Genomic DNA, 20,856 nt, shown 5'->3' on the forward strand with positions numbered 1-20,856 from the left:
CTTCGCTCGGGTCAGAAGCCCGCCGCGCCCTGGGCGCGGGCGATCTCGGTGAACTGGTCCTGCACGAACTCGGCGACGTCCCGCGGCGACCGTTCCCCGTGGATCATGTCCGCGAGGCCGACGTGCAGTTCCGGGGCGACGATGGCGCGGGCCTGGAAGACGCCGTGGGCGTCGGGCAGCGCGGCGACCTGGTCGAGGGCGGTCTGCGGCAGCCCGTCGGGGGTCGGCACGTCCGGCTGGATGGACGGGATGTCCCTGGCGTCGACGTAGTCCGGGTAGTGGGGCCCCAGCCAGAAGGCGAGGAACTGGCGGGCGGCGTTCTGCCGTTGCTCGTCGCCGGTGCGGAAGGCGACGACGCCGTTGGTCTGGTCCGGCGAGTACAGCCCGCGCGCCTCGGAGTTGGCGATGGGGAACCAGCCGATCCGTTCGTCGATCTCGGCGCTGCCGTACTGGGCCTGGAGCTGGGACTGGAAGGAGGTGACGTTGAGCGCCATGGCGGCGGTGCCGCCCCAGAGGGCCTCGCCCTGGCCGGTGAACGTGCCGGTGCGGTAGTTCTCCTGGGCCAGTCCGGCGCCGAGGAGGTCGTCCTGGTAGCGGGTGATGGCGTCGACGACGACCGGGTCGGTCCACGACTCCTCGTTGCGGTTCAGCCCCTCCCACCAGGCGTCGGGCAGGTCGGTGAGCTGGACCTGGACCTGCCACTGAAGGGGCCACCTGTCGCCGCCCACCTCGTAGAACGGGGCCGCGTCGGTCCGGTCGGCGATGGTGTGCCCGAGGGCGAGCAGCTCCTCGTAGCTGCCGGGGAAGTCCGCCTCGTCAAGGCCGGCTTCGGCGAAGACGTCCTTGTTGTAGTAGACACCGAGCATCGCCGGGCTGGTGACGATCGCGGCGTAGCGGGTGCCGTCGACGACCCCGAGGGACCGCTCGGTCGGGCCGAGGGCCTCGACCCACGGCTCCTCGTCCAGCGGGAGCAGGTTCTGTTGGGGCTGGATGAACGGGAGCGTGCTGATGCTGGGCTGCCAGAACATCAGGTCGGGCTTGTCGCCGCCGGCCAGCCGGGTGGGCACGTTCTGTTCGTAGAGGTCGGGGATGGCCTCGGTGGACACCTCGGCGCCGGTCGCCGCCTCGAACGCCTCGATCACCGGCTCGGGGGCGGTGACGCTGTTCTGCGCGGTCCAGAAGGTGAGTTCCACGCCTTCCAGGCTCGCGGTGGGGTCGACCGGCGGGCCGCCGCCGCTGTCGGGCGGCCCGCCCGCCGTACTGTCGCTGCACGCGGTCAGGGTCAGGGCGGCGGTGCATATGAGGGCCGTCAGGCCGGCGACTCTTCGCATGGCGGACTCCGGGAAGGGTGGTCGGTGCGGGTTCAGTTCTCGGGCCGGCCGCCCACGGGGCCGGTGCGCGTGGCCGCTTCGGCTCCCCGCGGCCGTCTGCCGCCCCGCAGCCTTGTGTTACCGGTCACACGCATGCCAGGATTGTGACCGGTAACACTTTGGCCGTCAAGAACTGCACCAACTGCACCGACGGATTCACCGGGAGGCACGCGTTGTCCGGTACACCCGCGGCTGGTGGCAGCCAGCGCATCCACTGGGGGCACTCCGCGCTGTCCGCCGAGTTCGCCACGGCGCCCGACGGCTCCCTGCGGATCGTCGGGCTCGGCCCCCGGGGCGCCGGCCCCCTGGACACCGCGGCGGCGGCGCCGCCCCAAGCGACCCCGGTGGTCGAAGTGCTGGCGCTCGGGCACGGCAGCGGATGGTCGGGGCGGCGGTCGATCGAGACCGCCGTCGGCGCGCGCCTGCGGCTGCGCGGCCACACCAGGGAACGCGACGGTGACTGGCACGTGCTGCGCCTCGACCTGCACGACGCGGTCAGCGGCATCACCGCCGTACTCCGGCTCTCCTCCCCCGAAGGGCTGCCCGTCGTCCGCGCCGACACCGAGATTCGCAACGAGGGCCAGGAGCCGGTCACGCTGCTGGCCGTCTCCTCGTTCGCCCTCGGCGGCCTGCCCGCGCCCGGCGAGCTGGAGCTGCACTGGGCGGACAACGACTGGCTGGCCGAGTGCCGTTGGCGCAGCGCGCCGCTGCGCGAACACCTGCCCGACCTCAACCGCGGCGTGCACGAGCACGACAGCCGGGGGCACTTCGCCCTCGGCAGCCGCGGCAGCTGGTCCACCGACGGCCACCTCCCCATGGGCGCGCTGACCGAACGCACCGGCGGGCGGTGCTGGTTGTGGCAGGTCGAGTCGCCCTGCGGGTGGACCTGGGAGACCGGGGAGCGGGAGGGCGGCACCTATCTGGCGCTGCACGGGCCCACCGACACCGAACACCAGTGGCGCGATCGGCTGTCCCCAGGTCAGTCCTTCCGTACCCAGCCGGCCGCCGTCGCGATGTCCGGGGAGGGCTTCGACGGCGCGCTCGGCGCGCTGACCGGCTACCGGCGGCGGGTGCGCCGCCCGCACCCCGACCACGGGGCGCTGCCGGTGATCTTCAACGACTACATGAACACCCTTTCCGGCGACCCGACCACCGGGAAACTGCTGCCGCTCGTCGACGCCGCTGCCCTGGCCGGTGCGGAGTACTTCGTCATCGACTCCGGCTGGTACGACGAGGACGCGGCCGGCTGGTGGGACAGCGTCGGCGCGTGGCAGCCCGCGGCGAGCCGGTTCCCCGGTCCGCGCGGCATCCACGAAGTGCTCGACCGGATACGGCAGCACGGCATGGTGCCGGGCCTGTGGCTGGAGCCCGAGGTTGTCGGCGTGCGGAGCCCGCTGGCCGAACGGCTGCCCGACGAGGCGTTCTTCCGGCGCGACGGGGTGCGCATCAGGGAGCACGGCCGCCACCAGCTCGACCTGCGGCATCCGGCGGCCGTTGCGCACCTGGACGAGACGGTCGACCGGCTCGTCGGCGCCTGGGGCGTGGGCTACCTCAAGCTCGACTACAACATCAGCGTGCCGCCCGGCACCGACGGCGGCGGCGTGGAGAGCCCGGGCGCGGGCCTGCTCGGGCACGCGCGCGCCTACCTGGACTGGCTGAACGCGGTCCTCGACCGGTACCCGGGGCTCGTCATCGAGAACTGCGCCTCGGGCGGCATGCGCATGGACGGGGCGCTGCTCGGCGTGGCGCAGCTCCAGTCGACCAGCGACCAGCAGGACCACCTGCGCTACCCGCCGATCGCCGCCGCGGCGCCGACGGCGGTGCCGCCCGAGCAGGGGGCCGTGTGGGCGTACGTGCAGCCGGAGTTCGGCGACGAGGAGAACGCGTTCATCCTGGCGGGCGCCCTGCTCGGCCGCGTTCACCTCTCCGGCCGTCTCGACCGCATGTCCCCGGCGCAGCTCGGGCGGGTGCGGGAAGCGGTCGGGGTGTACCGGTCGATCCGGCAGGACCTGCCGGACGCCGTGCCGTTCTGGCCGCTGGGCCTGCCCGGCTGGACCGCCCCGTGGACCGCCCTGGGGCTGCGGGCCGGGCGGGCGTCCTATCTCACCGTGTGGCGCCGCGAGGGCGGCGGTCCTGACGCGGTCCTCCCGCTGCCGCACCTGCGCGGCCGGGCGGCAGGCGTGGAGGTGCTGTTCCCCGCGGGCACGGCGGGCGGCGCGGCGTGGTCCGCCGCGTTGGGCGAGCTGGCCGTCACCCTGCCCCGGCCCGGCACGGCCCTGCTGCTGCGGCTGACCACGTGAGGGGGCGGCCGGGCGGCGGGGCGGGGGCGGCGGGGCCCGCGTTCGAGCACGACTACGGACATCCCGGATACGAGGAGGCAGCACCCATGAGGAAATCCCTGAGACACCTGGCCGGGGCCGCCGCCGTGGTCACCGCCGCGGGGCTGCTGGTGCCCCCGGCGGCCTCGGCCGCGGAACCCGACGTCCTGGCCGTCGACTTCGGCGAGACGACCGGCGCGTTCCGCGGGGGTGCCAGCGGCACGCTGTACGGCTTCGGCGACGACGGCTCCCCGACTCAGGCGCTGATCAACGGGGCGCACATCACCAACTCCTCGCAGAAGCCGCCGGCGGGCCTCCAGCATCCGAGCGGCGACGTGCTGAACATCGAGGACGGCTTCTTCGACAAGCACGGCAGGGAGCTGGCCGTGTACGTCCAGGACCTCTACCCGGACTGGCCGTACCACGAGGGCGAACGCCCGCAGGACACGCGCACGTACGACCAGACGGACGGCTCGTGGACGGAAGGCGGGAACGGCACCTGGGACTACCTGGAGGTCGTGCGGCACGTCGTCACCCGGATCGCCACCGAATCCACGCACCCGGACCAGTACCTGTTCGTCATCTTCAACGAGCCGGACGGCATCTGGTACCAGGACTGGCCCGGGATGAAGGACCAGTTCCTGGCCGACTGGACCGAGGTGTACCACCTGGTGCACGAGATCTACGACGAGGTCTTCGACGGCGCCGTGCAGCCGCGCATCGGCGGCCCAGGGCACTCGCGCTGGCACGGCACCGCCGAGCCGGACGACAACCGGCGCGAGCGGGACTTCCTGGAGTACGCCGCGGCGCACGACGTCGTGCCGGACACCTACATCTGGCACGAGCTGGGCGGCACGGACCCCGACCTGTTCCGCGACCACATGCGCGAATACCGGGCGCTGGAGGACGAGTTCCTGGGCGCGGACCTGGACCTGCCGGTCACCATCAGCGAGTGGGGCGGACTTGAGGACATGAGCACGCCGGGCCGGATCGCCCGGTGGTTCGCGGCATTCGAGGCGGAGAAGGTCGACGCCCAGACCGCCTACTGGAACTACGCGGGCAACTTCTCGGACAACATGGCCCGCGCCAACGGCGCGAACGGCGGCTGGTGGATGTTCAAGTGGTACGGGGACCTGGCGGGCTCACGGACGGTCCGGGTGACCCCGCCACACCCCGAGGACGTGACCTCGCTGCGGGGCATCGGCGCGCTCGACGAGGACAACCGGCGGGCCACCGTTCTCTACGGCGGCACGAACGCCGACGTGGCGCTCGACCTGCACGGCCTGGACCGGTCCCTGTTCGGCAGCCAGGTCGACGTCGAGGTGCGGGAGATCACGCTCAGCGGCGCGGAGGGCGTCCACGGCAATCCGCGGCTCGTGGCCGCCCTTGAGGGCGTGCCGCTCGGCGACGACGGCACGCTGGCGGACGTCACGGTCCCGACGCACGACGAGGACGCCGCCTACCAGCTCGTCATCACGCCCCGCCAGGACCGCGACGTCGAGGCCGCGCTCGCGGACCAGGCGTGGAGCCGGTCCTTCGAGGCGGAGGACACGCGGCTGACCGAGGCGTCCGTCCGCGACGCCGCCGACCACGAGTTCCAGGCTTCCGGTGACGCGGACGTGGCCGAGTTCAACCAGCCGGGGTCGCGTTCGGACTTCACGGTCACCGTGCCGCGAACGGGCACCTACCGCTTCCAGGTCATCGGCTCGGCGCCGGCCCCCGGCCGCCACGCCCTGTTCGTCGACGACCGGTTCGGCGCGACCGTCCAGTACTCATCCGACCTGTCGACACGGGGCAAGTGGATGTACCGGGGCAGCGCCGAGGTCGAGATCGAACTGCCCGCGGGGGAACACACCCTGTCGCTGCGGGCGAGCGCCGACGGCGCCACCGCGCTGCCGAACAGCGACATCACGCTGGACCGGTACGTTCTGACCGATGTGACGGACGGCGCGCCGACGGTGTACCCGGCGAGCACCATGCGCCTTCAGGGCGGCGCCCGCCTCGCGTTCGAGGAGAGCGGAACGCGGGGCGCCGCGCGGATCGGCGGTGACGGGCAGCGCGGCGAGCTGTACGTGACCGCCTGGGAGTCCGGTTACCACGACGTCGTCGTCGACTACGCGAGTACGGGGGCCGCTTCGGCGTCGCTGCGCGTCAACGGGGCCGAGGCCGAACCGTTCGAGGCGCCGGGCGCGGGCACGTGGCGTTCCACCGCGCGCGTTCATCTCGCCGAGGGCATCAACGAGTTGGAGGTCACCTCGGCGGAGGGCATCGCCGTCTCCTCGGTGACGACCGCGCGGAACGCGGCGGCGGACGCGGCGGCCGTCACCGTTCAGGCCGAGGATGCCGTCCTGCACGGGGCGGCGGCGGTCGAGACACTGCCGGAGAGTTCGGGCAGCAACGCCTCGGGCGGCAGCGTCGTCAGGTACCTGGGCAACGACACGGCCGAGGCCCGCAACCGGCTGGAGATTCCGCGGCAGCCGGGATTCGACGCGCCGGGCGACTACACCGTCGTGGTGCGTTACGCGAACGCCGAGACCTCGGGCGACCACGACTACAACCCGCAGGTCGTCGACCGTGGCCTGCAGATCACGGAGGACGGTGCCGAGGGCTACGCCGGCCGGGGCATGTTCCGCAACAACCACCACTGGGACAGCTTCTGGGAGCGGTCGGTCGGCGTGACCCTGACCACCACGAACGGCTCCCTGTTCCTCGGCAACGACGTGCCGGGCGCCTGGGCCCCGGACATCGACTCGGTGACCATCGCACCCCTGACCGCGAACGGCTTCGAAACCACCCCGGCGTAGCGGCGGCGGGGCGGCCGGAGGGCCTCCCGGACTCCGTCCGGGAGGCCGGTCAGCGGGGGATGCCAGGAACTCGGCGCAGACCCGGGTGCCGAGGACGGGCAGAGGTGCGGCGACCAGCCGGTCTCAGGATGTGCTTGCCGGGGGGCGCCGTCGGCCGAGGCGGAGGGGGATATGGCGGCGGGCGGCCCACAGGGTGGTGGTGCGCGTCCTGACGAATGACTCGCCTGAGCTGAAGACCAGGCGTTTCGCTCCGCCGCGCATGGCGGTCATGTCGGTGACGGTGAACGTCCCGCCTCCGATCATGAGTTGGTCGCCGCGGGCGATGGTGGCGGCGTCCACCTCGACCGAAACCAGCACCCCGCCGATCACGACCGCCTCCCGCAGGCTGGTGCGCAGGCGCGCAGCGGGTGGCCGTTCACAGTGGCCAGGACGCGGGAACGCTCGCCGGGCCGGTGCCCGAGCCAGGCCCGGCACAGCACGCACGCGGCCCCGGACCACTGCCGCGGCGAGAGGTCCCGTTCCAGATCAAGCCCCATCAGCAGAACGGGCAACGGCGCATCAGCCACAGCGGCCTCCCCGCGGCGGAAGCACGTGCCGCAGTGCTTCCAGCAGCACCGGCGGATCGGTCAGGCACATCGGAGTCGGGCGGATCAGCCAGCGGATCGCCGAGCCACCCGTCCACGGCCCCTCACACCACGCCGCGGGCGGCACCGCCACCACCCGCGGCCCGCGCATGATGTCCACCCCCGGCGCCCGTTCCTCCCACCCCACCGCCGCACCCGGCCGCACCAGCCACGTCAGCACATCCGCGACCTGATCCTGAACCACCGGCCCCGACCGCTCCCGCAACCGCGATACAACCCGCAACCCGACAAACGTCGGCAACTGCACGCCGTCGAACCATCTGCCGCACGGCAGCGACTCCACGCCCTTATGCGGCATCCAGTCCGGCACCGCCTCGATTTCGGCCATGCTGGGACGCTACTGACGCCCGACCGGCCGCTCCAGGCACGTTCCATGCCCATCCATACCTGGAGCACGCGGACAGATACGGAACGTGTCTCTAATGGGCGCCCAGGAAGTCCCCGAGGGCCCGCTGCTCCCTCGACAGAGCGCGCCGCCGCGCACGCCGCGCATCACGGAACACATCAGCGGCCAGCCGTTGGTGGCGCAGCCACTCGGGAGTCTCGGAGCGCAGCGACGCAAGGATTCCCAACGCGTCGTCGCTCTGCCGCAGCATCGCGTGGGCCTGCGCCACATCCAGAAGGTGTCGCCGCCCGAACGTCTGCCCCTTGGGCAGCGGCGGCATACGCGCCGCCAGCGCCAGCGCCCGCGTGGGGCGCTGAGCGACCATTTGGTTCTCGATCGCCTGGTAGGCCACCGTGCGCCAGTCGAAGCGCCCCCAACTGCCGTTGTCCACCGCCGTGGCATTTCCAAGGGCGACCCCGGCGGTCCGGGCCAGCCGCAGCATCTCACGCGCCTCGGCGGGGCGGTTGTTCCGAGCCGCCGCCGAAGAAGCATGAACGAGCAGCTTGCCCCACGCACCGAGTGCTGCCCGCGACGCTCGCGAGATACGGGGCTCGGAGCCATCCGCAGTCACCACGGACACCCGCTCGGCCTCATCGAGGCGTCCCTGACGGATCAATAGCCAGCCCTGCTGGTAGACCGCTGCGGCCACCCCGGCCTGATCCCCGGCAGCGGCCGCGTCCTCCACGGCGTGCCGGAGCGCCGTCTGCGCGAGGTCGTAGGCGCGGACCTGAACCAGATACCGCCCGGCCATCTGAAGGACTCGGCCACGCAGCCGCAGCGCCTCGGCGCGGTCCGTCCCGCCATCGAAATGACGCACGGCAAGGTGCGCCGAGTGAATGAGAGGCGGCAGCACCTCGGCGACGGTGGCGTAGTCGTCGCGGTGGTAGGAGTCGGCCAAAGCGTCCGAGGTGCGCCGCATCTGTGCGAGGTCCGGGTCCGGCTCCACGGTCCCGCACGTGGCCAGTGGCCCGGCGGCACCGACAGCTGGGGCGATCGCCTGCCGCAGGGGCATGAGAACGAGGTTGTCCTCATCGCCGCGCCGGTCGCGGTGGGGCGGGCCCGAGTCGAACAGCCTGCTGGTCCGCACGTCGAGGGCACGCGCGAGCGCGTGATAGGTCTCGATCCTGGCGTTCCCGCCGCCCTCAATCTTTTTCACTACCCCGGGGCGCAGGCCGGCGCGCTCGGCCAGAGACTCTTGGGTGAGGCCGCGGCTCCTGCGGAGGTATCGAAGCTGATCCCCCGCCGAGCTTTCGTCGTGCATGACAGTCCCCGTCCTACGAGGCTTGCTCGTCACTTGCCAGCATAGAGCGGCGCTTTCCTTTTGCCCGGACCTCAGTCGGGCACAAGACGAAACCCCGGGGCCATTCCCGGGCTGGGTGTTTCGGACCCGCGTGCGTCGCTGGGGGTGCGCGGGCGTGCGCCGGGGTGCACTCTTGGCGCATGGCCACACGCATCGTCGTCTATCCGCTCACCGAGGGCGGCGGGCGGCGGGTGCGCGCGAACGGCGAAATCCTCGGCCGCGCCAGGTCGCTCGGCGAGCTGCTCGAATTCCTGCGACGGCCCGCAGCGGGCCTCCAGGACGCTACTGCCGTGCAAGCGCTGGGCGAGCGAATGGAGAACTTTACGGCGCACGCGGCCGGGCGAGGGCTCGGCACCGTGTCTCCGCTCGCTCTCGAACCCTGATCACTGGCCGAGCGCAGCGAGAATCCTCGCCTCCTTTTCCAGGGCGATGCCATGCTCGACCCAACGCGGGTGCTCCACCGGCGCCCCGCCCTCGCGCAGCCAGGCCCAGGTGTCGGCCACGGTCTCGGCCAACGGCCGACACCGCAGCCCTGCCGCTTGCGCGCGGGTGGAGTCCACCGCCCAGGCGCCGACGGAGGTGCGCCACAAGGGGAGTTCGGCCCACTGCCGCACCCCGTGCTCGATCAACGTCTGATCGGGCACCCAGCGCAGTACACCGCGACTCCCTGTTGCGTCCAGACAGGCGGTCAGAAAGCTGCCCATCGTCTCGTGGCCGATTGGCGCGGCGACGTTGTAGGCACCGCCGGTTGCGTATTCGGCGGCGGCCTGGTCCAGGACGAAGCTGGCGACATCGCGCACGTCAACAGGCTGGATGGTCTTGCCTGGAGCGCCGGGGGCGAGCACTGTTCCACCGCGCTCGGCCCGGTGCAGCCACCAGGGCAGACGGCCGACGTATTCGCCCGGCCCCAAGATGACGCCCGGCCGCAGGATCACTACTCGGTTCGGGCCGTAGGAATCGATGACGGCCCGCTCGGACCCCGCTTTCTGTACGCCGTAGCACGTGGCCGCAGGCCCGTCCCGGCCGAACTCCTCGTCGGCGTCCGCGGGCGCGTCCAGCAACTCGGACTCCTCGGTCAAGGGCTCGGTCGGCCAGCCCCGGTAGGCGTTGACGGTGGAGACGTACACGTACCGGCTAGAAACCGGCGCCAAGGCGCGGGCCCCGGCGAGCACCCACCGAGGCGCGAAGTCGGCCGAGCTGGTGTCGATCACGGCGTCCCACTCGCCCGCGTCAGCAAGCCGTTTCAGATCCGACTGAACTTTCCGGTCGCCGCGCACCGGCCGCACCCCGGCGACGTCTTGCCCGGACCGACCGCGGTTGAACGTCCAGAGGTCCCACCCCCGGTCAACACCTTGCTGAGCGATGGCTCGTCCAAGAAACCAACTGCCGCCGAGTACCAGAATCCTCATACGCTGATCGTGCCCGCCGAAGAGGCAAGACGAAAACTCCCACCAGCTACTCCGGCAGACGACGGCTCCCAGATGCCGGGCATGGCGAAGCGTCCCCGTCCGCAGCGCCCCACCGAGGGCTGGCGTTGAGTCATGCGTGCGAGGCGCCGGTGATAGGCGATGCGACGCCCTGCCTCCAGCGTGGTGTTCGCGGCATTCTGGCTCCCCGTTCGGTGCTCATCACACCGAACGGTACCCGGGCGATCACATTCAGGTATATGTGTTCATGCTTCCGTGACGACGTCGATCAGCTCGCGCAGGCCGTTGATGGACCAGTCCGCCACCGCCCGCACCTCCGGGGCGTCCGCCCACAAGTGCCCCCAGGGGCCACGCCGTAGGTGGCCGGCCAGCAGCCCCATATCGCCTGCGGGGAACACGTCGTTCGCCGGGTGATCTCCCACGTAAAGGGTCTCGTCCGGTCGCGCTTCCGCGAGTTCGATCACCCTGCGGAAAAACTCGCTGTCCGGCTTGGCCACGCCCCAGTCTCCGGACACCGCCACCGCGTCCACCGGAAGGTCGAGCGCCCGCAGCAACTCCCCGGCGCGCGATGTCTGGTTGCCCGCCACGATGACGCGTACGCCGAGGTTGCGCAGCGCCGACAGTGCCGGCCGGACATCGCCGTACAGATCGGTCTCGTCCAGGATCTCGCCGCGTCCGGCGGCCTCGCGTGCTCGGTATTCGGCCGCCACGTCCGCCCCGGGCCGGAGCATCCGAATCGCGTCGGCATTGTCGCGCCCCTGCGACACGACCACGCCGACCAGAGCCGACAAGGTATGCCGAGGCACCTGGAACCAGTCGGCCCACGCGTTCCAGTAGCGGTCGTCACACACCAGCGTCTCACCGATGTCGAGGGCAACACACTTGATCACCGCTACAGCGTAGAGACATCGCGAGGGGGTCAGCAGCGCACGGCCGGAGCGGCGATCGTCCGGAACGCCCGCCGACCGTGTTCCAGGGGCCCGGACGCGTATCTCATGTGACGGCGAGATCGGTGGTCCCGTCGCGCTGTGTCCCGACCCTGCGCCGTTCGTCTGTCGGCGCCTCTGGGCGGACCCGAGGTGCGCCCCGGATCAGCGGGTGCCGAAGCTGTGCACGGTGGTGGAGCGGTAGGTCTCGCCCGGGCGGAGGACCGTGGTGGGGAAGTGCGGCTGGTTGGGTGAGTCGGGGAAGTGCTGGGTCTCCAGACACAGGCCGTCGCCCTGCCGGTAGACCCGGCCGCCGGGGCCCGTCAGCGTGGCGTCGAGGAAGTTGCCGCTGTAGAACTGCACGCCGGGCTCGGTGGTGTCGACCCGCATGAGGCGGCCCGAGCCGGGGTCGTGGAGGGTGGCGGCGTGCCGCGGCGCGCCGGTGATGCCCTTGTCGAGCACGAAGTTGTGGTCGTAGCCCTGCCCGTACAGGAGCTGCTGGTGGCTTTCGCGGATGTCACGGCCGACGTTCTTGCCGCGGCGGAAGTCGAAGGGGGTGCCCTGGACGCGGGCGAGTTCGCCGGTGGGGATGAGGGTTTCGCCGACGGGCGTGTAGCGGGCGGCGGCGATCTCCAGGCGGTGGTCCTCGATGCTGCCGGTGCCCTCGCCGCCGAGGTTGAAGTAGGTGTGGTTGGTGAGGTTCAGAGGGGTGGGTGCGTCGGTGGTGGCCTCGTAGTCGATACGGAAGTCGCCGTCGCGGGTGAGGGTGTAGTCGACGCGCACCTCCAGCGTGCCGGGGTAGCCCATCTCGCCGTCGGGGCTGGTGCGGCGCAGGGTGAGTCCGGACCGGCCGTTCGGCGTGACGTCCCACAGGCGTTTGTCGAAGCCGCGGTCACCGCCGTGGAGGCTGTTGGGGCCGTCGTTGACGGGGAGTTGGTAGGCGGTGCCGTCGAGCGTGAAGCGGCCTTCGGCGATGCGGTTGCCGTAGCGGCCGATCAGGGCGCCGAAGTAGGTGGTGGCCGTGAGGTAGGGCGCCAGGGTGCCGAAGCCGAGGGAGACGTTGACGTACTCCCCGTCGCGGTCCGGCAGTTCGAGGGACTGGACGATCCCGCCGTAGCTCAGCACCTTCAGCCGGGTGCCGCCGCGGCTGAGGGTCCAGCGGTGCACCTCGGTGCCGTCGGGCAGGTGGCCGAAGACCTCGGGTCCTTCGCCGTTTCCCTCCGCGGGGGCGGCGGCCCGGGCCTGGCCGGCCGCGGCGGTGGCGGCGAGCCCGGCGGCGGCCGAGGCGAGGACGGTTCTTCTGCTGGGGCTCATGTGGTCGCTGCTCCTTCTGAACTGTGAGAGGAGTCGGTGGCCGTACAGACGGCCGACACACGTTCGACATTCCGAACGAAGTTCGAAATACGGGGGGAACTTAGTGACTCATCTCACGCGCCGTCAAGAGGCCGTCGCACGCGGCCCACCCGGTGCCGCGGTATCAGATCAGATCTCAGATCAGATCGCGCGGAATGGTCTCGCTCCACGTACGGGAGAAGACGCGGTGCGGCCCCTCGAACGCGTCGAGGGTCGCGTGCAGCCGGAAGTCCGTATCGGTGCACTCCAGAACGGTGCGGGTCTCCGTGCGCGTCTCCCACGCGCCGCGGCGGAAGGCCATCGTCCACGCCGACTCGCCGCGCGCCGAGCAGAATTGGTCGGCCACCGAGTCGTAGCGCTCGCAGGCCCGCCGGTGCACCTCCATGCCGTGGTCCTCGTGGCGCTGGACGCCCTGGTCCTTCACGATCTCCAGGGTCGAGCGGTAGTCCACCAGGTCACGGGACACCTGCCAGCGCTGCTCGCCCGGAGTGAGCCGGGTCGTCGGAACGGGCCGGGTGCCCTCGGGTTCGCCGAACGGGCGCTCGGCCACGTCGTCCGGCTCGCCGAGCGGGCGGACCGGCAGGGTCAGGCAGCCGGCGCCGTGCACCGTCATCAGCACCGGCTCCGGCGGCGGCCAGGCCAGCGGCCAGTACGACGTGGACAGCGACACGCGCACCCGGTGGCCCGGCGGGAACGCCTGCGCCACACCGTTGAGCGGCACGGTGACGCGGTAACGGCGGCCGGGTTCGAGGGGCTGCGGATCGTCCAGGCTGTCGCGGCGGGTCAGGTTGAGCAGCCCGTAGGTGACGCGGGTGGCGCTGCCGTCCTCGGCGACGTCGGAGAGGCGGGCCGCGACCATGGCGACCGGACGGTCGACCGAGATCTCCAGGTCGACGGACGGCGAGCCGAGGACTTCGAGGCGTTCCGTCAGCGGGTCGCTGTCGAAGACCATCGATCCGCCGTCCTCCTCGCGCTGGTCGTAGGGCAGGTCGGGCGGCGCGTTGTAGGAGGCCCACTTTCCGGCGAACTGCCCCACGGACAGCGGCGAGCAGACGGCGGCGGCCGCCCGTTCCCCCGCGGGGTGCCGCTCGTCCGCCGCCCCGATGCGCCGGTCGAGCAGCGGGTGGCGGATCTCGCGGACGTGGGGCGAGGGCCAGTCCGGCTCGCCGACCCAGCGGCCCGGACGTTCCTCGTAGGACGTGGAGGGCGGCACGCTCTCCTGCATCCAGGCGCGCAGCATCGGTCCGTCCATCACGCCGTTGTCGATGTCCTTGAGCCAGTGGTCCCACCAGCGCACCAGCTCCTGGAGGTAGCCGATGGCGGGCCCCGGCTCGCCCTGGTGCGGAAACTTGTGGGACCACGGCCCGATGAGGCCCTTGCGCGGCACGTCCAGGTGCGCGAGCAGGCGGGTCACGGCGTTGGAGTAGCCGTCGGCCCAGCCGCTGGAGGCGAGCACCGGGCAGCGCACGGCGGTGTAGTCCTCGCAGACGGACGCGTGCCGCCAGTAGGCGTCGCGGCGCTGGTGGCGCAGCCAGTGCGCGACCCAGGGGCGGGCGGCGTCGAGGCGTTCGAACCACATGGCGCGCCAGTCCTCGCCGGCCAGCGCGGGATCGGGCGGGCAGGTGGCGTAGGCGAACATGGTGCCCGCCTCGGCCAGGTTGTCCGAGAGCATGCAACCGCCCATGTAGTGCATGTCGTCGGCGTGGCGGTCGTCGGTGAACGACGAGATGGCGATGGCGCGCAGGCTCGGCGGGCGGCGCGCGGCGACCTGGAGCGCGGCGAACGCACCCCAGGACAGGCCCATCATGCCGGTGCGGCCGTCGCACCAGGGCTGCGCGGCCAGCCAGGCCAGCACGTCCTCGGCGTCCGTCTGCTCCTGCTCCAGGTACTCGTCAAGCAGCACGCCGCCGGACTCCCCGGTGCCGCGCAGGTCCACGCGCACGCAGGCGTAGCCGTGCCCGGCCAGGTACGGATGGTGCACGGAGTCCCGGGCGGCGGTCAGGTCGCGCCTGCGGTAGGGGATGTACTCCAGCACCGCGGGAACGGGCCGGTCGTCGGAGGTGACCGGGCGCCAGACGCGCGCGGCCAGGCGCGTGCCGTCCGCCACGGGGATACGGACATCCTCCTCGGTCCGCACCCGGTGCGGCAGGTCCTCGGGGTCGACGAACCGCATCAGCCGCTCATCTCCTCGAACGCGAACGGCAGTCCCTTCACCACCTCGTCGTAACGGGCGACCAGCTCCTCCTCGCTGTCGGCGGCGGTGAAGACATGGGCCAGCTCGAAGCTGTAGCTGTCCTGCTCCGGCAGCTCGGACAGCCGCGCACCGGCCGGGACGACGTGGTTGACGTGGGTGCCGGGGATGCGGCCGGCGAGGGCGGCCAGCTCCTCCTCGGTGGGGGAACGGCGGACCACGGCGTCCCCGAAACGGCGGTAGTACCACTTGGCGGCCAGCGCGTAGTCGCCCGCGCGGTGCGGCAGCGCCGGATCGCGGCCCAGGGCGAGGCTCAGCATGACGTGGTGGTTGGGCACCCCGTCGACGTACGCGAACAGTTCCGCATGTGACTGTGAGTGACGGGGGTTGACCTCCAGGAGATTGATCCTGTCGGTCGCCGGATCGTAGAAGAACTCGATGCTGAAGGTCGCGTTGTTCAGCCCGATCCGCGTGATCACCCGCTCCGAGATGTCGCGCAGCCGCTCCGTCACGCCGTCCGGCAGCTGCGAGGGGTACTGGTGCCGCAGGAAGCACGGGCTGTCGGGGTAGGTGAGCGAGTCGAGCGTTCCGTAGACGGTCACCCTGCCCTCGTGCACGTAGCCCTCGACCGCCACCTGGTCGCCGCGGATGGCCTCCTCCGCCAGGCATCCCCGGCCGCCCGCGGCCGCGGCGGCGGGTGGCAGCGGCAGCCGGTCGAGCACGAAGTCGAACGGTCTGCCGACCCGGCCCGCACCCTCCCGTATCCGCGCCACGGCCGCCCGGAACTCCGCCAGGTCCGCCACGCCGAACGCCAGCTCGGACGAGTACGCCGTCACCGGCTTCAGCCACATCGGGAACCGCACGCCCTCCGGCGGCTCCGGGGCGTCCGCGTCCAGGTCCACCAGACCGAAGCGGGGCAGCGCGTCCGTCACCTCGGCCTGTTCGAGGCGGCTCCAGTACTTGTGCTCGCACTTGACCACGGACGCGAGGCTCGTGCTGCGCAGCCCGTACCGCTCGGACAGGATCGGCACCAGCGTGGAGACGGGGAAGTCCCAGTAGCCGACGATGGCGTCGACCGAGCCGTCGAACGCGTCCAGCTGCCGCTCCGCCTTGCGGACCAGGGCCGGGAAGTCGATCTCTCCGTGCTGGAGCTCCTCGATGGTGAGCAGCGGGTGGAACCGGTAATCGGAGGCGTGCGGCACCTCCCCCAGCACCTGCTCGTTCGCCTCGTCCATCCCGATCACGAAGATGTCCGCCTTGCCCACCACTGTCCTCCTCGTCCGCGGCCCGCCGGGACGCGGACCGGACTTCCGGGGTACCCGGTCGCCGCCGGAGCATGCCGCGCGGACCTGCAGGGCCGTTCCCCGTCGCGGCCGGAGAGCGCTCTCAGCCCGCTGCCGCCGAGGGCGGACGCGGCTCGCCCGGGGAGGTGCCGCGGCGGACCGGAGGCCGCGAGTCGGTGAAGCGGTTGATCATGAAATGGGTAGGTTTGGCACCCCTTGCCACAAAGGAGAACCCATGACGTTCAACCCGCTGGAGCAGCGTGGTATCCCGCTGGACCGGCAACTGCGGAACTGGCGAGAGCTGGCCGTGGAGCCGGTGGACCCCGACCGCAGCGACCCGTACACCCGGTGCCGGATCATCACGATGAACGGCATCGAGGTGGAAGCGATCCTCTTCAGCCACCAGTTCGCCCGGCACTGCCAGGACCCGGAGGTCAAACGGAAACTGGCCGAGGTCCGCTACATCGAGGCGCAGCAGCAGAAAGCGGTCAACTGGCTGCTGCCGGGGGTGTCCTCGGTGCTGGAGACCACGATCTCCTACGAGCAGGTGGCCGTCGACCTGACCGCCTGGATCGCGCGGGCCGAGCCCGACCCTTACCTCAAACAGGCGTACCAGTTCGGAGTGCTGGAGGACTTCGACCACCTGTACCGGTACGCCAATCTCTACGAGATGATCGAGCACCGCAAGGCGGAGGAGATCGTCGACCAGCTCACCGAGGTCATGCCCGGCCGGCCCACCCCGCTGCACCACCGCCACCCCACCGACAACGTGCGCGAGCCCTACGACCGCCGGCAGACCGACCCGCTGTCGAAACTCCACGCGCTGACCGTCATGTCAGCCGAGCAGCAGACCATGAACTTCTACATGAACGTCGGACCGACGTACATGGAACCGATCGCCCGCAAGCTCTACCAGGAAATCGGGCTGATCGAGGAGGAGCACGTCACCCACTACGAATCCCTGGTCGACCCGGGCGAAACCTGGTGGGAGCAGCTGGTCCACCACGAGTACAACGAGTGCTACCTCTACCACTCGTTCATGGAGCAGGAGAGCGACCGGCGGGTGAAAGCCATCTGGGAACTGCACCTGAACATGGAGCTGGAGCACCTGCACAACGCCTGCGACCTCATGCGCCGCCACGACGGCAGGGACCCGGCCGAGGTGGTGGCGCCGCAGCTGCCGAACGTGCTGACCTTCGAGCCGAACAAGCAGTACCTGCGCGAGCTGATCGCCGACCAGCTGGACCTGACCACCCTGGGCACCGGCTACGTACGCGAGGCACACGAACGCTTCGAACGCATGCAGCAGCAGCTCAACGGCGACGGCCCCGCCCCCAGCGACGAGGTCATGCAACGCCACCAGGAGATGTTCGGCCGCGACTACCGCGTCCAGACCGAGGGCGAGCACCCGGCCTTCGCCACCGGCCACTGGAACTGACCCCGAGGGAGGGCCACGCAATGACATCGACCACACCCGACGCGGCAGACCAGGACGACGTCGTGGCACTGCTGATGCGCCAGCACGGAGACATCCGCAACCTCTTCGACGAAGTGGAACGCACCACCGGCGACGACCGGCGGGACGCCTTCCGCCGCCTGGTCCGGCTGCTGGCCGTACACGAAACGGCCGAACAGGAAGTCGTGCACCCCTTCGCCCGGCAGCTGTTCGACGGCGGACAGGGCGTGGTCGCCGACCGCCTGGCCGAAGAGAAACACGCCAAACAAGCCCTCGCCCAGCTGGACGCGATGGACCCCGACTCCCCCGGTTTCCTGCCCGGCCTGCGCCACCTGCGCACGGACGTCATGGAACACGCACGGGCCGAGGAACGCTACGAATTCGCCCAGCTGCGCCGCCACGCCGACCCCGAACGACTCGCCGCCCTGGCCAAAGCGGTCAAAGCCGCGGAAGCCACCGCCCCCACCCACCCGCACCCAGCCGTCCAGGGCGCCGCGGCCAACATGGCCGCCGGTCCGTTCGCCGCACTGATGGACCGCACCAAGGACGCGGTCCGCAAAGCCATGGGCAAAGACGGATAGCCGAACCGCCGGCCGGTCAGGGCCCGCTCCCCCGCACCCGCGGGGAGCGGGCTCCCGCCCGTTCGCAGGGCGGACGGCGGCCACGCGCTCGCGTTCCGGTCTGGAACGCCGCCCCCGGGCTACTCGCGGAAGTCCTCCGGGTGGACCTCCGCGTCCTCAAGCGCCTCCCGCATCGTCGAGCCCTGGCCCCGGCCCGGCTCGTCCTGGCCCCGGGACTCGGCGACGGGCTCCGGCCCGTCCAGCACCTCGTCGGTCGTCCGGGTCTTGGGCCGGTTCTCCTCCGGCACGGTCATGTCCGCTGCTCCTCGCCTCGTCGCCGCCCCGCGGCGGGCGCGGCGTGCGGGAGGGTCCCGCCCCACCCACGGCAGCACGCGCGCGGTGCCCGCGCAACCGGAGGGCGCACGGGCCGGGCGGCGGCCCCTCATCCGTGGGCGAGCGGCCTGCGGAACCCGTCGTCCGCCGCCGACCACAACGCGTGGCCGCCGTCGGCCGAGACCGTCAGCCCGTACGCCTCGGGACCCGGGCGTCCGGCGGCGGCCCAATGGGAGACGACGGGCGCGAACTCGCCGAAGACGTCCCGCGGTCCGGCGTGGTCCACGTGCACGAAGCCGCCGCTGCGCGGCACGACCCTGGCCCAGGAGCCGCTGGGGCGGTGGGTGAGGATGTGGAGGGCGCTCTGTTCCTTCTCCGCCTCGCGGAGCGTCACCTGGGTGACGTCGGGCTGGACGAGGTGGCGCAGCAGCCGCGGCACGGTGCCGCCCAGATCGGGCAGTACGGCGACCCGGCTCTGCCCGCGCAGCGACAGCACCATGCCCACGTCGTAGCCGAGGGGGCCCGCCGGGTCCTGCCACGCGTCGGCGGGTGCGTCGGCGGGTGCGTCGGCGAACGCGGCCGTCACCGGCAGCAGCGGCCCGGTGGCGCTGCCGTCGGCCGCGACGCTGAGCGCGGCCAGCGCGAAGCCGAGGGCGGCCACGACCGTGCCGCCCGGCCGCACCTGCGCCAGCCAGGCCGCGGGAACGCGCGGCACGTCCACGCCCGCGATCAGCGCATCGTAGGGCGCGCCGCCGGGGTGGCCGGCCGCGGGCGCACCGACGGCCAGGGTGGGCGCGTACCCGGCGCGGGCCAATGCCTCGCGAGCCGGCGCGAGCGCTTCCGGCCCGGGCGCGAGCGAAGTCACGGTCGCCTCACCGGCCCGGTGGCACAGCAGCGCGGTGTCGTAGCCGCGGCCCGTGCCGACCTGGAGCACGCGGGTGCCGCGCTCGACGGGGCCCAGCGCGCCCAGCATCGCGGCGAGCACGGAGGGCCGCGCGCCCGGCCCGTCCGCCGCGGGCGCGTCGTCCCGGCAGCCGGACTCCGCCTCGCGGAAGAACGCCTCGTGCGGAACGTGCAGAAAGGCGTCGCGCCACCGCGGGTCGAGGTGTCCACCGGCCGTGAGCCGGTCGACGAGCGTCCTGCGGAGGTCCGCTGCGGAGGCGGCACTGGTCACGGTGGTCATGAGCGGCGGGTGCTTCCTTCCCGTTGGGGGACGGCGCGCGTCGGTGTGCGACGTGCTGCCCCTCCCAACGAGGAAGACGGGACGACGTGGCGCCCCCGGCGCCGCCGGGGCGCGGGCGGCGGCGCGCAGGGCGCGCGGCCCCCCGCGTGAGCCGGGCGCACCGGCCCCGGTGCGGACTTCACCATCCGCACCGGAGCCAGCAGGCCCTCACCGTTCGGGCACCCGGCACCCGGCACCCGGCACCCCCGGCGCGCGCCGAACTAGTTCGCGCCTGCGCCTCCGGTGACGATGTCCTTGACGCTCGTGGCGCTGTCGAGGCTGTACGCGTACGGGATGTCCGCCACCGAACCGGCGGTCTGGATCTCGCCGGAGCCGACCAGGTGGTTGTCCCTGGCCACGAGGTCGCCCGGGTCGGAGCCCGCGTAGCCGACGAGGGCCGGGTCCTCGCAGTTCTCGAAGTAGTTGCCCTCGACCAGGACCCCGGCGCCCTCGGTGGAGGCGACGCCGTACTCGTTGTCGTAGTAGTAGTTGTTGAAGACGTGCACCGGGTCGCCGAACCGGACACGGGGGTGGCGCGTCTCGCTGCCGTCGAACCAGTTGTGGTGGTAGGTCACCCGCAGGTGGCCCTGGTCCTCGGTGTGGCTGTCGGAGTGGCCGAGCAGCATCGACTTGTCGCTGCCGTCGAGGTGGTTCCAGGAGACGGTGATGAAGTCGGATTCGCGCTTGATGTCCACCGCGCCGTCGCTGCCCGTCCCGAACGTGTTGTGGTCGATCCAGATGTTGGTCGAGCTTTCCTGCACGTTGATGGCGTCGTCGTCCCAGTCATCGAAGGTGAGGTTCTGGATGATGACGTTGCTCTGCCCGTTGATGTCGAAGCCGCCGCCGGTGATGGTGGCGCCGCCGACCCCGACGATGGTCTTGTCGCTTCCCACGTCGTTCATGCCGGACAGGTTGATGGTGCCGCTGACCTCGATGACCAGCGGCCCCGACTGGGTGAGGGCGTCGGTCAGTTCACCGGCGGAGCCGACGGTGACGGTGCCGCCGCCGGCGCCGCCGGTGGTGCCGCCGTTCTCCGTGGCCCAGCCGACCAGCCCCTCGGCGGAGGGCGCGGGGGCGGACGCCCCGGCGGGCGTCATGCCCGTGCCGGCCGTGACGACGGCCAGCGTGCCCGCCAGGAGCAGCGCCGGGCGGGCGCGAAGGGACTTTCTGCGTGTGTCGGCGTTGTCGCGGGACATCCCGGTCTTCCTTTCGTCATTGCCGAGCCGTTGAACGAGGGGGGAGCGGCTCGGACCTGTGGGGGCCGCATTTCCGGGACGGGGAAGC

The 20,856-nt window shown here is 71.8% G+C and carries 18 protein-coding genes; 5 read left to right on the top strand and 13 right to left on the bottom strand.

Annotated elements, in window-relative coordinates:
- Nucleotides 1-11 precede the first annotated feature (11 nt).
- The gene (locus RM779_RS01205) at nucleotides 12-1,331 is read right to left on the bottom strand and encodes an ABC transporter substrate-binding protein (RefSeq protein ID WP_311614812.1); all 1,320 of its coding nucleotides are present in this window, start codon (nucleotides 1,329-1,331) and stop codon (nucleotides 12-14) included.
- 212 nt (nucleotides 1,332-1,543) lie between these two features.
- Between RM779_RS01205 and RM779_RS01210 the strand changes: the two genes are divergently transcribed.
- Together RM779_RS01210 and RM779_RS01215 are read left to right on the top strand one after the other, a co-directional pair.
- A complete protein-coding gene (locus RM779_RS01210; RefSeq protein WP_311614815.1) occupies nucleotides 1,544-3,670 on the top strand; it encodes an alpha-galactosidase in 2,127 nt (708 codons plus the stop codon).
- Nucleotides 3,671-3,756: 86 nt separating this feature from the next.
- The gene (locus RM779_RS01215; protein WP_311614817.1) at nucleotides 3,757-6,492 is read left to right on the top strand and encodes a hypothetical protein; all 2,736 of its coding nucleotides are present in this window, start codon (nucleotides 3,757-3,759) and stop codon (nucleotides 6,490-6,492) included.
- 123 nt (nucleotides 6,493-6,615) lie between these two features.
- Here RM779_RS01215 and RM779_RS01220 read toward each other — a convergent pair whose 3' ends face one another.
- The 4 genes from RM779_RS01220 to RM779_RS01235 form a co-directional block, all read right to left on the bottom strand.
- The gene (locus RM779_RS01220; RefSeq protein ID WP_311614819.1) at nucleotides 6,616-6,861 is read right to left on the bottom strand and encodes a hypothetical protein; all 246 of its coding nucleotides are present in this window, start codon (nucleotides 6,859-6,861) and stop codon (nucleotides 6,616-6,618) included.
- Complete coding sequence (locus RM779_RS01225) at nucleotides 6,858-7,058, bottom strand: hypothetical protein (RefSeq protein ID WP_311614821.1); 201 nt, start codon at nucleotides 7,056-7,058, stop codon at nucleotides 6,858-6,860. Before RM779_RS01225 ends, RM779_RS01220 begins: the two co-directional genes overlap by 4 nt.
- Complete coding sequence (locus tag RM779_RS01230; protein ID WP_311614823.1) at nucleotides 7,051-7,464, bottom strand: hypothetical protein; 414 nt, start codon at nucleotides 7,462-7,464, stop codon at nucleotides 7,051-7,053. The genes RM779_RS01225 and RM779_RS01230 overlap by 8 nt, the downstream gene beginning before the upstream one ends.
- A 91-nt stretch (nucleotides 7,465-7,555) precedes the next feature.
- The gene (locus RM779_RS01235; RefSeq protein WP_311614826.1) at nucleotides 7,556-8,782 is read right to left on the bottom strand and encodes a helix-turn-helix domain-containing protein; all 1,227 of its coding nucleotides are present in this window, start codon (nucleotides 8,780-8,782) and stop codon (nucleotides 7,556-7,558) included.
- A 179-nt stretch (nucleotides 8,783-8,961) separates the two neighbouring features.
- On the opposite strand from RM779_RS01235, the gene RM779_RS01240 reads away from it, so the two are divergent.
- Nucleotides 8,962-9,204, top strand: coding sequence for a hypothetical protein (locus RM779_RS01240; protein WP_311614828.1), 243 nt, complete (start codon nucleotides 8,962-8,964; stop codon nucleotides 9,202-9,204).
- Here RM779_RS01240 and RM779_RS01245 read toward each other — a convergent pair whose 3' ends face one another.
- From RM779_RS01245 to RM779_RS01265, 5 genes are all read right to left on the bottom strand, one after another.
- On the bottom strand, nucleotides 9,205-10,230 hold the full coding sequence (locus RM779_RS01245) for an NAD-dependent epimerase/dehydratase family protein (RefSeq protein WP_311614830.1): 1,026 nt from the start codon (nucleotides 10,228-10,230) through the stop codon (nucleotides 9,205-9,207).
- Nucleotides 10,231-10,493: 263 nt separating this feature from the next.
- Nucleotides 10,494-11,138 (bottom strand): HAD family hydrolase, encoded by a 645-nt coding sequence (locus RM779_RS01250; RefSeq protein ID WP_311614832.1) that lies wholly within the window; start codon nucleotides 11,136-11,138, stop codon nucleotides 10,494-10,496.
- 201 nt (nucleotides 11,139-11,339) lie between these two features.
- Nucleotides 11,340-12,488: an aldose epimerase family protein gene (locus RM779_RS01255; protein ID WP_311614834.1), complete on the bottom strand. Its 1,149-nt coding sequence runs from the start codon at nucleotides 12,486-12,488 to the stop codon at nucleotides 11,340-11,342.
- Nucleotides 12,489-12,663: 175 nt separating this feature from the next.
- The gene (locus RM779_RS01260; RefSeq protein ID WP_311614836.1) at nucleotides 12,664-14,700 is read right to left on the bottom strand and encodes a CocE/NonD family hydrolase; all 2,037 of its coding nucleotides are present in this window, start codon (nucleotides 14,698-14,700) and stop codon (nucleotides 12,664-12,666) included.
- Nucleotides 14,700-15,953 carry an ATP-grasp domain-containing protein gene (locus RM779_RS01265; RefSeq protein WP_311615451.1) on the bottom strand — a complete coding sequence of 418 codons (1,254 nt, stop codon included), beginning with the start codon at nucleotides 15,951-15,953 and terminating at the stop codon, nucleotides 14,700-14,702. Before RM779_RS01265 ends, RM779_RS01260 begins: the two co-directional genes overlap by 1 nt.
- Nucleotides 15,954-16,236: 283 nt before the next feature.
- Here RM779_RS01265 and RM779_RS01270 point away from each other — a divergent pair, with 283 nt between their 5' ends.
- On the top strand, nucleotides 16,237-17,439 hold the full coding sequence (locus tag RM779_RS01270) for a hypothetical protein (protein WP_311614838.1): 1,203 nt from the start codon (nucleotides 16,237-16,239) through the stop codon (nucleotides 17,437-17,439).
- A gap of 20 nt (nucleotides 17,440-17,459) precedes the next feature.
- The gene (locus RM779_RS01275) at nucleotides 17,460-18,038 is read left to right on the top strand and encodes a hemerythrin domain-containing protein (RefSeq protein WP_311614840.1); all 579 of its coding nucleotides are present in this window, start codon (nucleotides 17,460-17,462) and stop codon (nucleotides 18,036-18,038) included.
- 119 nt (nucleotides 18,039-18,157) lie between these two features.
- On the opposite strand, the gene RM779_RS01280 is transcribed toward RM779_RS01275, so the two are convergent.
- The 3 genes from RM779_RS01280 to RM779_RS01290 all read right to left on the bottom strand — a co-directional run bounded on the left by RM779_RS01280 (nucleotide 18,158) and on the right by RM779_RS01290 (nucleotide 20,768).
- Nucleotides 18,158-18,331: a hypothetical protein gene (locus RM779_RS01280; protein ID WP_311614842.1), complete on the bottom strand. Its 174-nt coding sequence runs from the start codon at nucleotides 18,329-18,331 to the stop codon at nucleotides 18,158-18,160.
- 128 nt (nucleotides 18,332-18,459) lie between these two features.
- Nucleotides 18,460-19,533: a methyltransferase domain-containing protein gene (locus RM779_RS01285; protein WP_311614843.1), complete on the bottom strand. Its 1,074-nt coding sequence runs from the start codon at nucleotides 19,531-19,533 to the stop codon at nucleotides 18,460-18,462.
- A gap of 260 nt (nucleotides 19,534-19,793) precedes the next feature.
- Nucleotides 19,794-20,768, bottom strand: coding sequence for a pectate lyase family protein (locus RM779_RS01290; protein ID WP_311614845.1), 975 nt, complete (start codon nucleotides 20,766-20,768; stop codon nucleotides 19,794-19,796).
- Nucleotides 20,769-20,856: the final 88 nt, after the last annotated feature.

The organism is Streptomyces johnsoniae (genome assembly GCF_031845565.1).
Lineage (GTDB): Bacteria > Actinomycetota > Actinomycetes > Streptomycetales > Streptomycetaceae > Streptomyces > Streptomyces johnsoniae.

Bases quoted from the DNA above. Each gene is read 5' to 3' on its own strand.
- RM779_RS01205 (WP_311614812.1), bottom strand. From the start codon at position 1,331: ATGCGAAGAGTCGCCGGCCTGACGGCCCTCATATGCACCGCCGCCCTG.
- RM779_RS01215 (WP_311614817.1), top strand. From the start codon at position 3,757: ATGAGGAAATCCCTGAGACACCTGGCCGGGGCCGCCGCCGTGGTCACC.
- RM779_RS01230 (WP_311614823.1), bottom strand. From the start codon at position 7,464: ATGGCCGAAATCGAGGCGGTGCCGGACTGGATGCCGCATAAGGGCGTG.
- RM779_RS01235 (WP_311614826.1), bottom strand. From the start codon at position 8,782: ATGCACGACGAAAGCTCGGCGGGGGATCAGCTTCGATACCTCCGCAGG.
- RM779_RS01240 (WP_311614828.1), top strand. From the start codon at position 8,962: ATGGCCACACGCATCGTCGTCTATCCGCTCACCGAGGGCGGCGGGCGG.
- RM779_RS01245 (WP_311614830.1), bottom strand. From the start codon at position 10,230: ATGAGGATTCTGGTACTCGGCGGCAGTTGGTTTCTTGGACGAGCCATC.
- RM779_RS01255 (WP_311614834.1), bottom strand. From the start codon at position 12,488: ATGAGCCCCAGCAGAAGAACCGTCCTCGCCTCGGCCGCCGCCGGGCTC.
- RM779_RS01260 (WP_311614836.1), bottom strand. From the start codon at position 14,700: ATGCGGTTCGTCGACCCCGAGGACCTGCCGCACCGGGTGCGGACCGAG.
- RM779_RS01265 (WP_311615451.1), bottom strand. From the start codon at position 15,953: ATGGACGAGGCGAACGAGCAGGTGCTGGGGGAGGTGCCGCACGCCTCC.
- RM779_RS01270 (WP_311614838.1), top strand. From the start codon at position 16,237: ATGACGTTCAACCCGCTGGAGCAGCGTGGTATCCCGCTGGACCGGCAA.
- RM779_RS01275 (WP_311614840.1), top strand. From the start codon at position 17,460: ATGACATCGACCACACCCGACGCGGCAGACCAGGACGACGTCGTGGCA.
- RM779_RS01280 (WP_311614842.1), bottom strand. From the start codon at position 18,331: ATGACCGTGCCGGAGGAGAACCGGCCCAAGACCCGGACGACCGACGAG.
- RM779_RS01285 (WP_311614843.1), bottom strand. From the start codon at position 19,533: ATGACCACCGTGACCAGTGCCGCCTCCGCAGCGGACCTCCGCAGGACG.
- RM779_RS01290 (WP_311614845.1), bottom strand. From the start codon at position 20,768: ATGTCCCGCGACAACGCCGACACACGCAGAAAGTCCCTTCGCGCCCGC.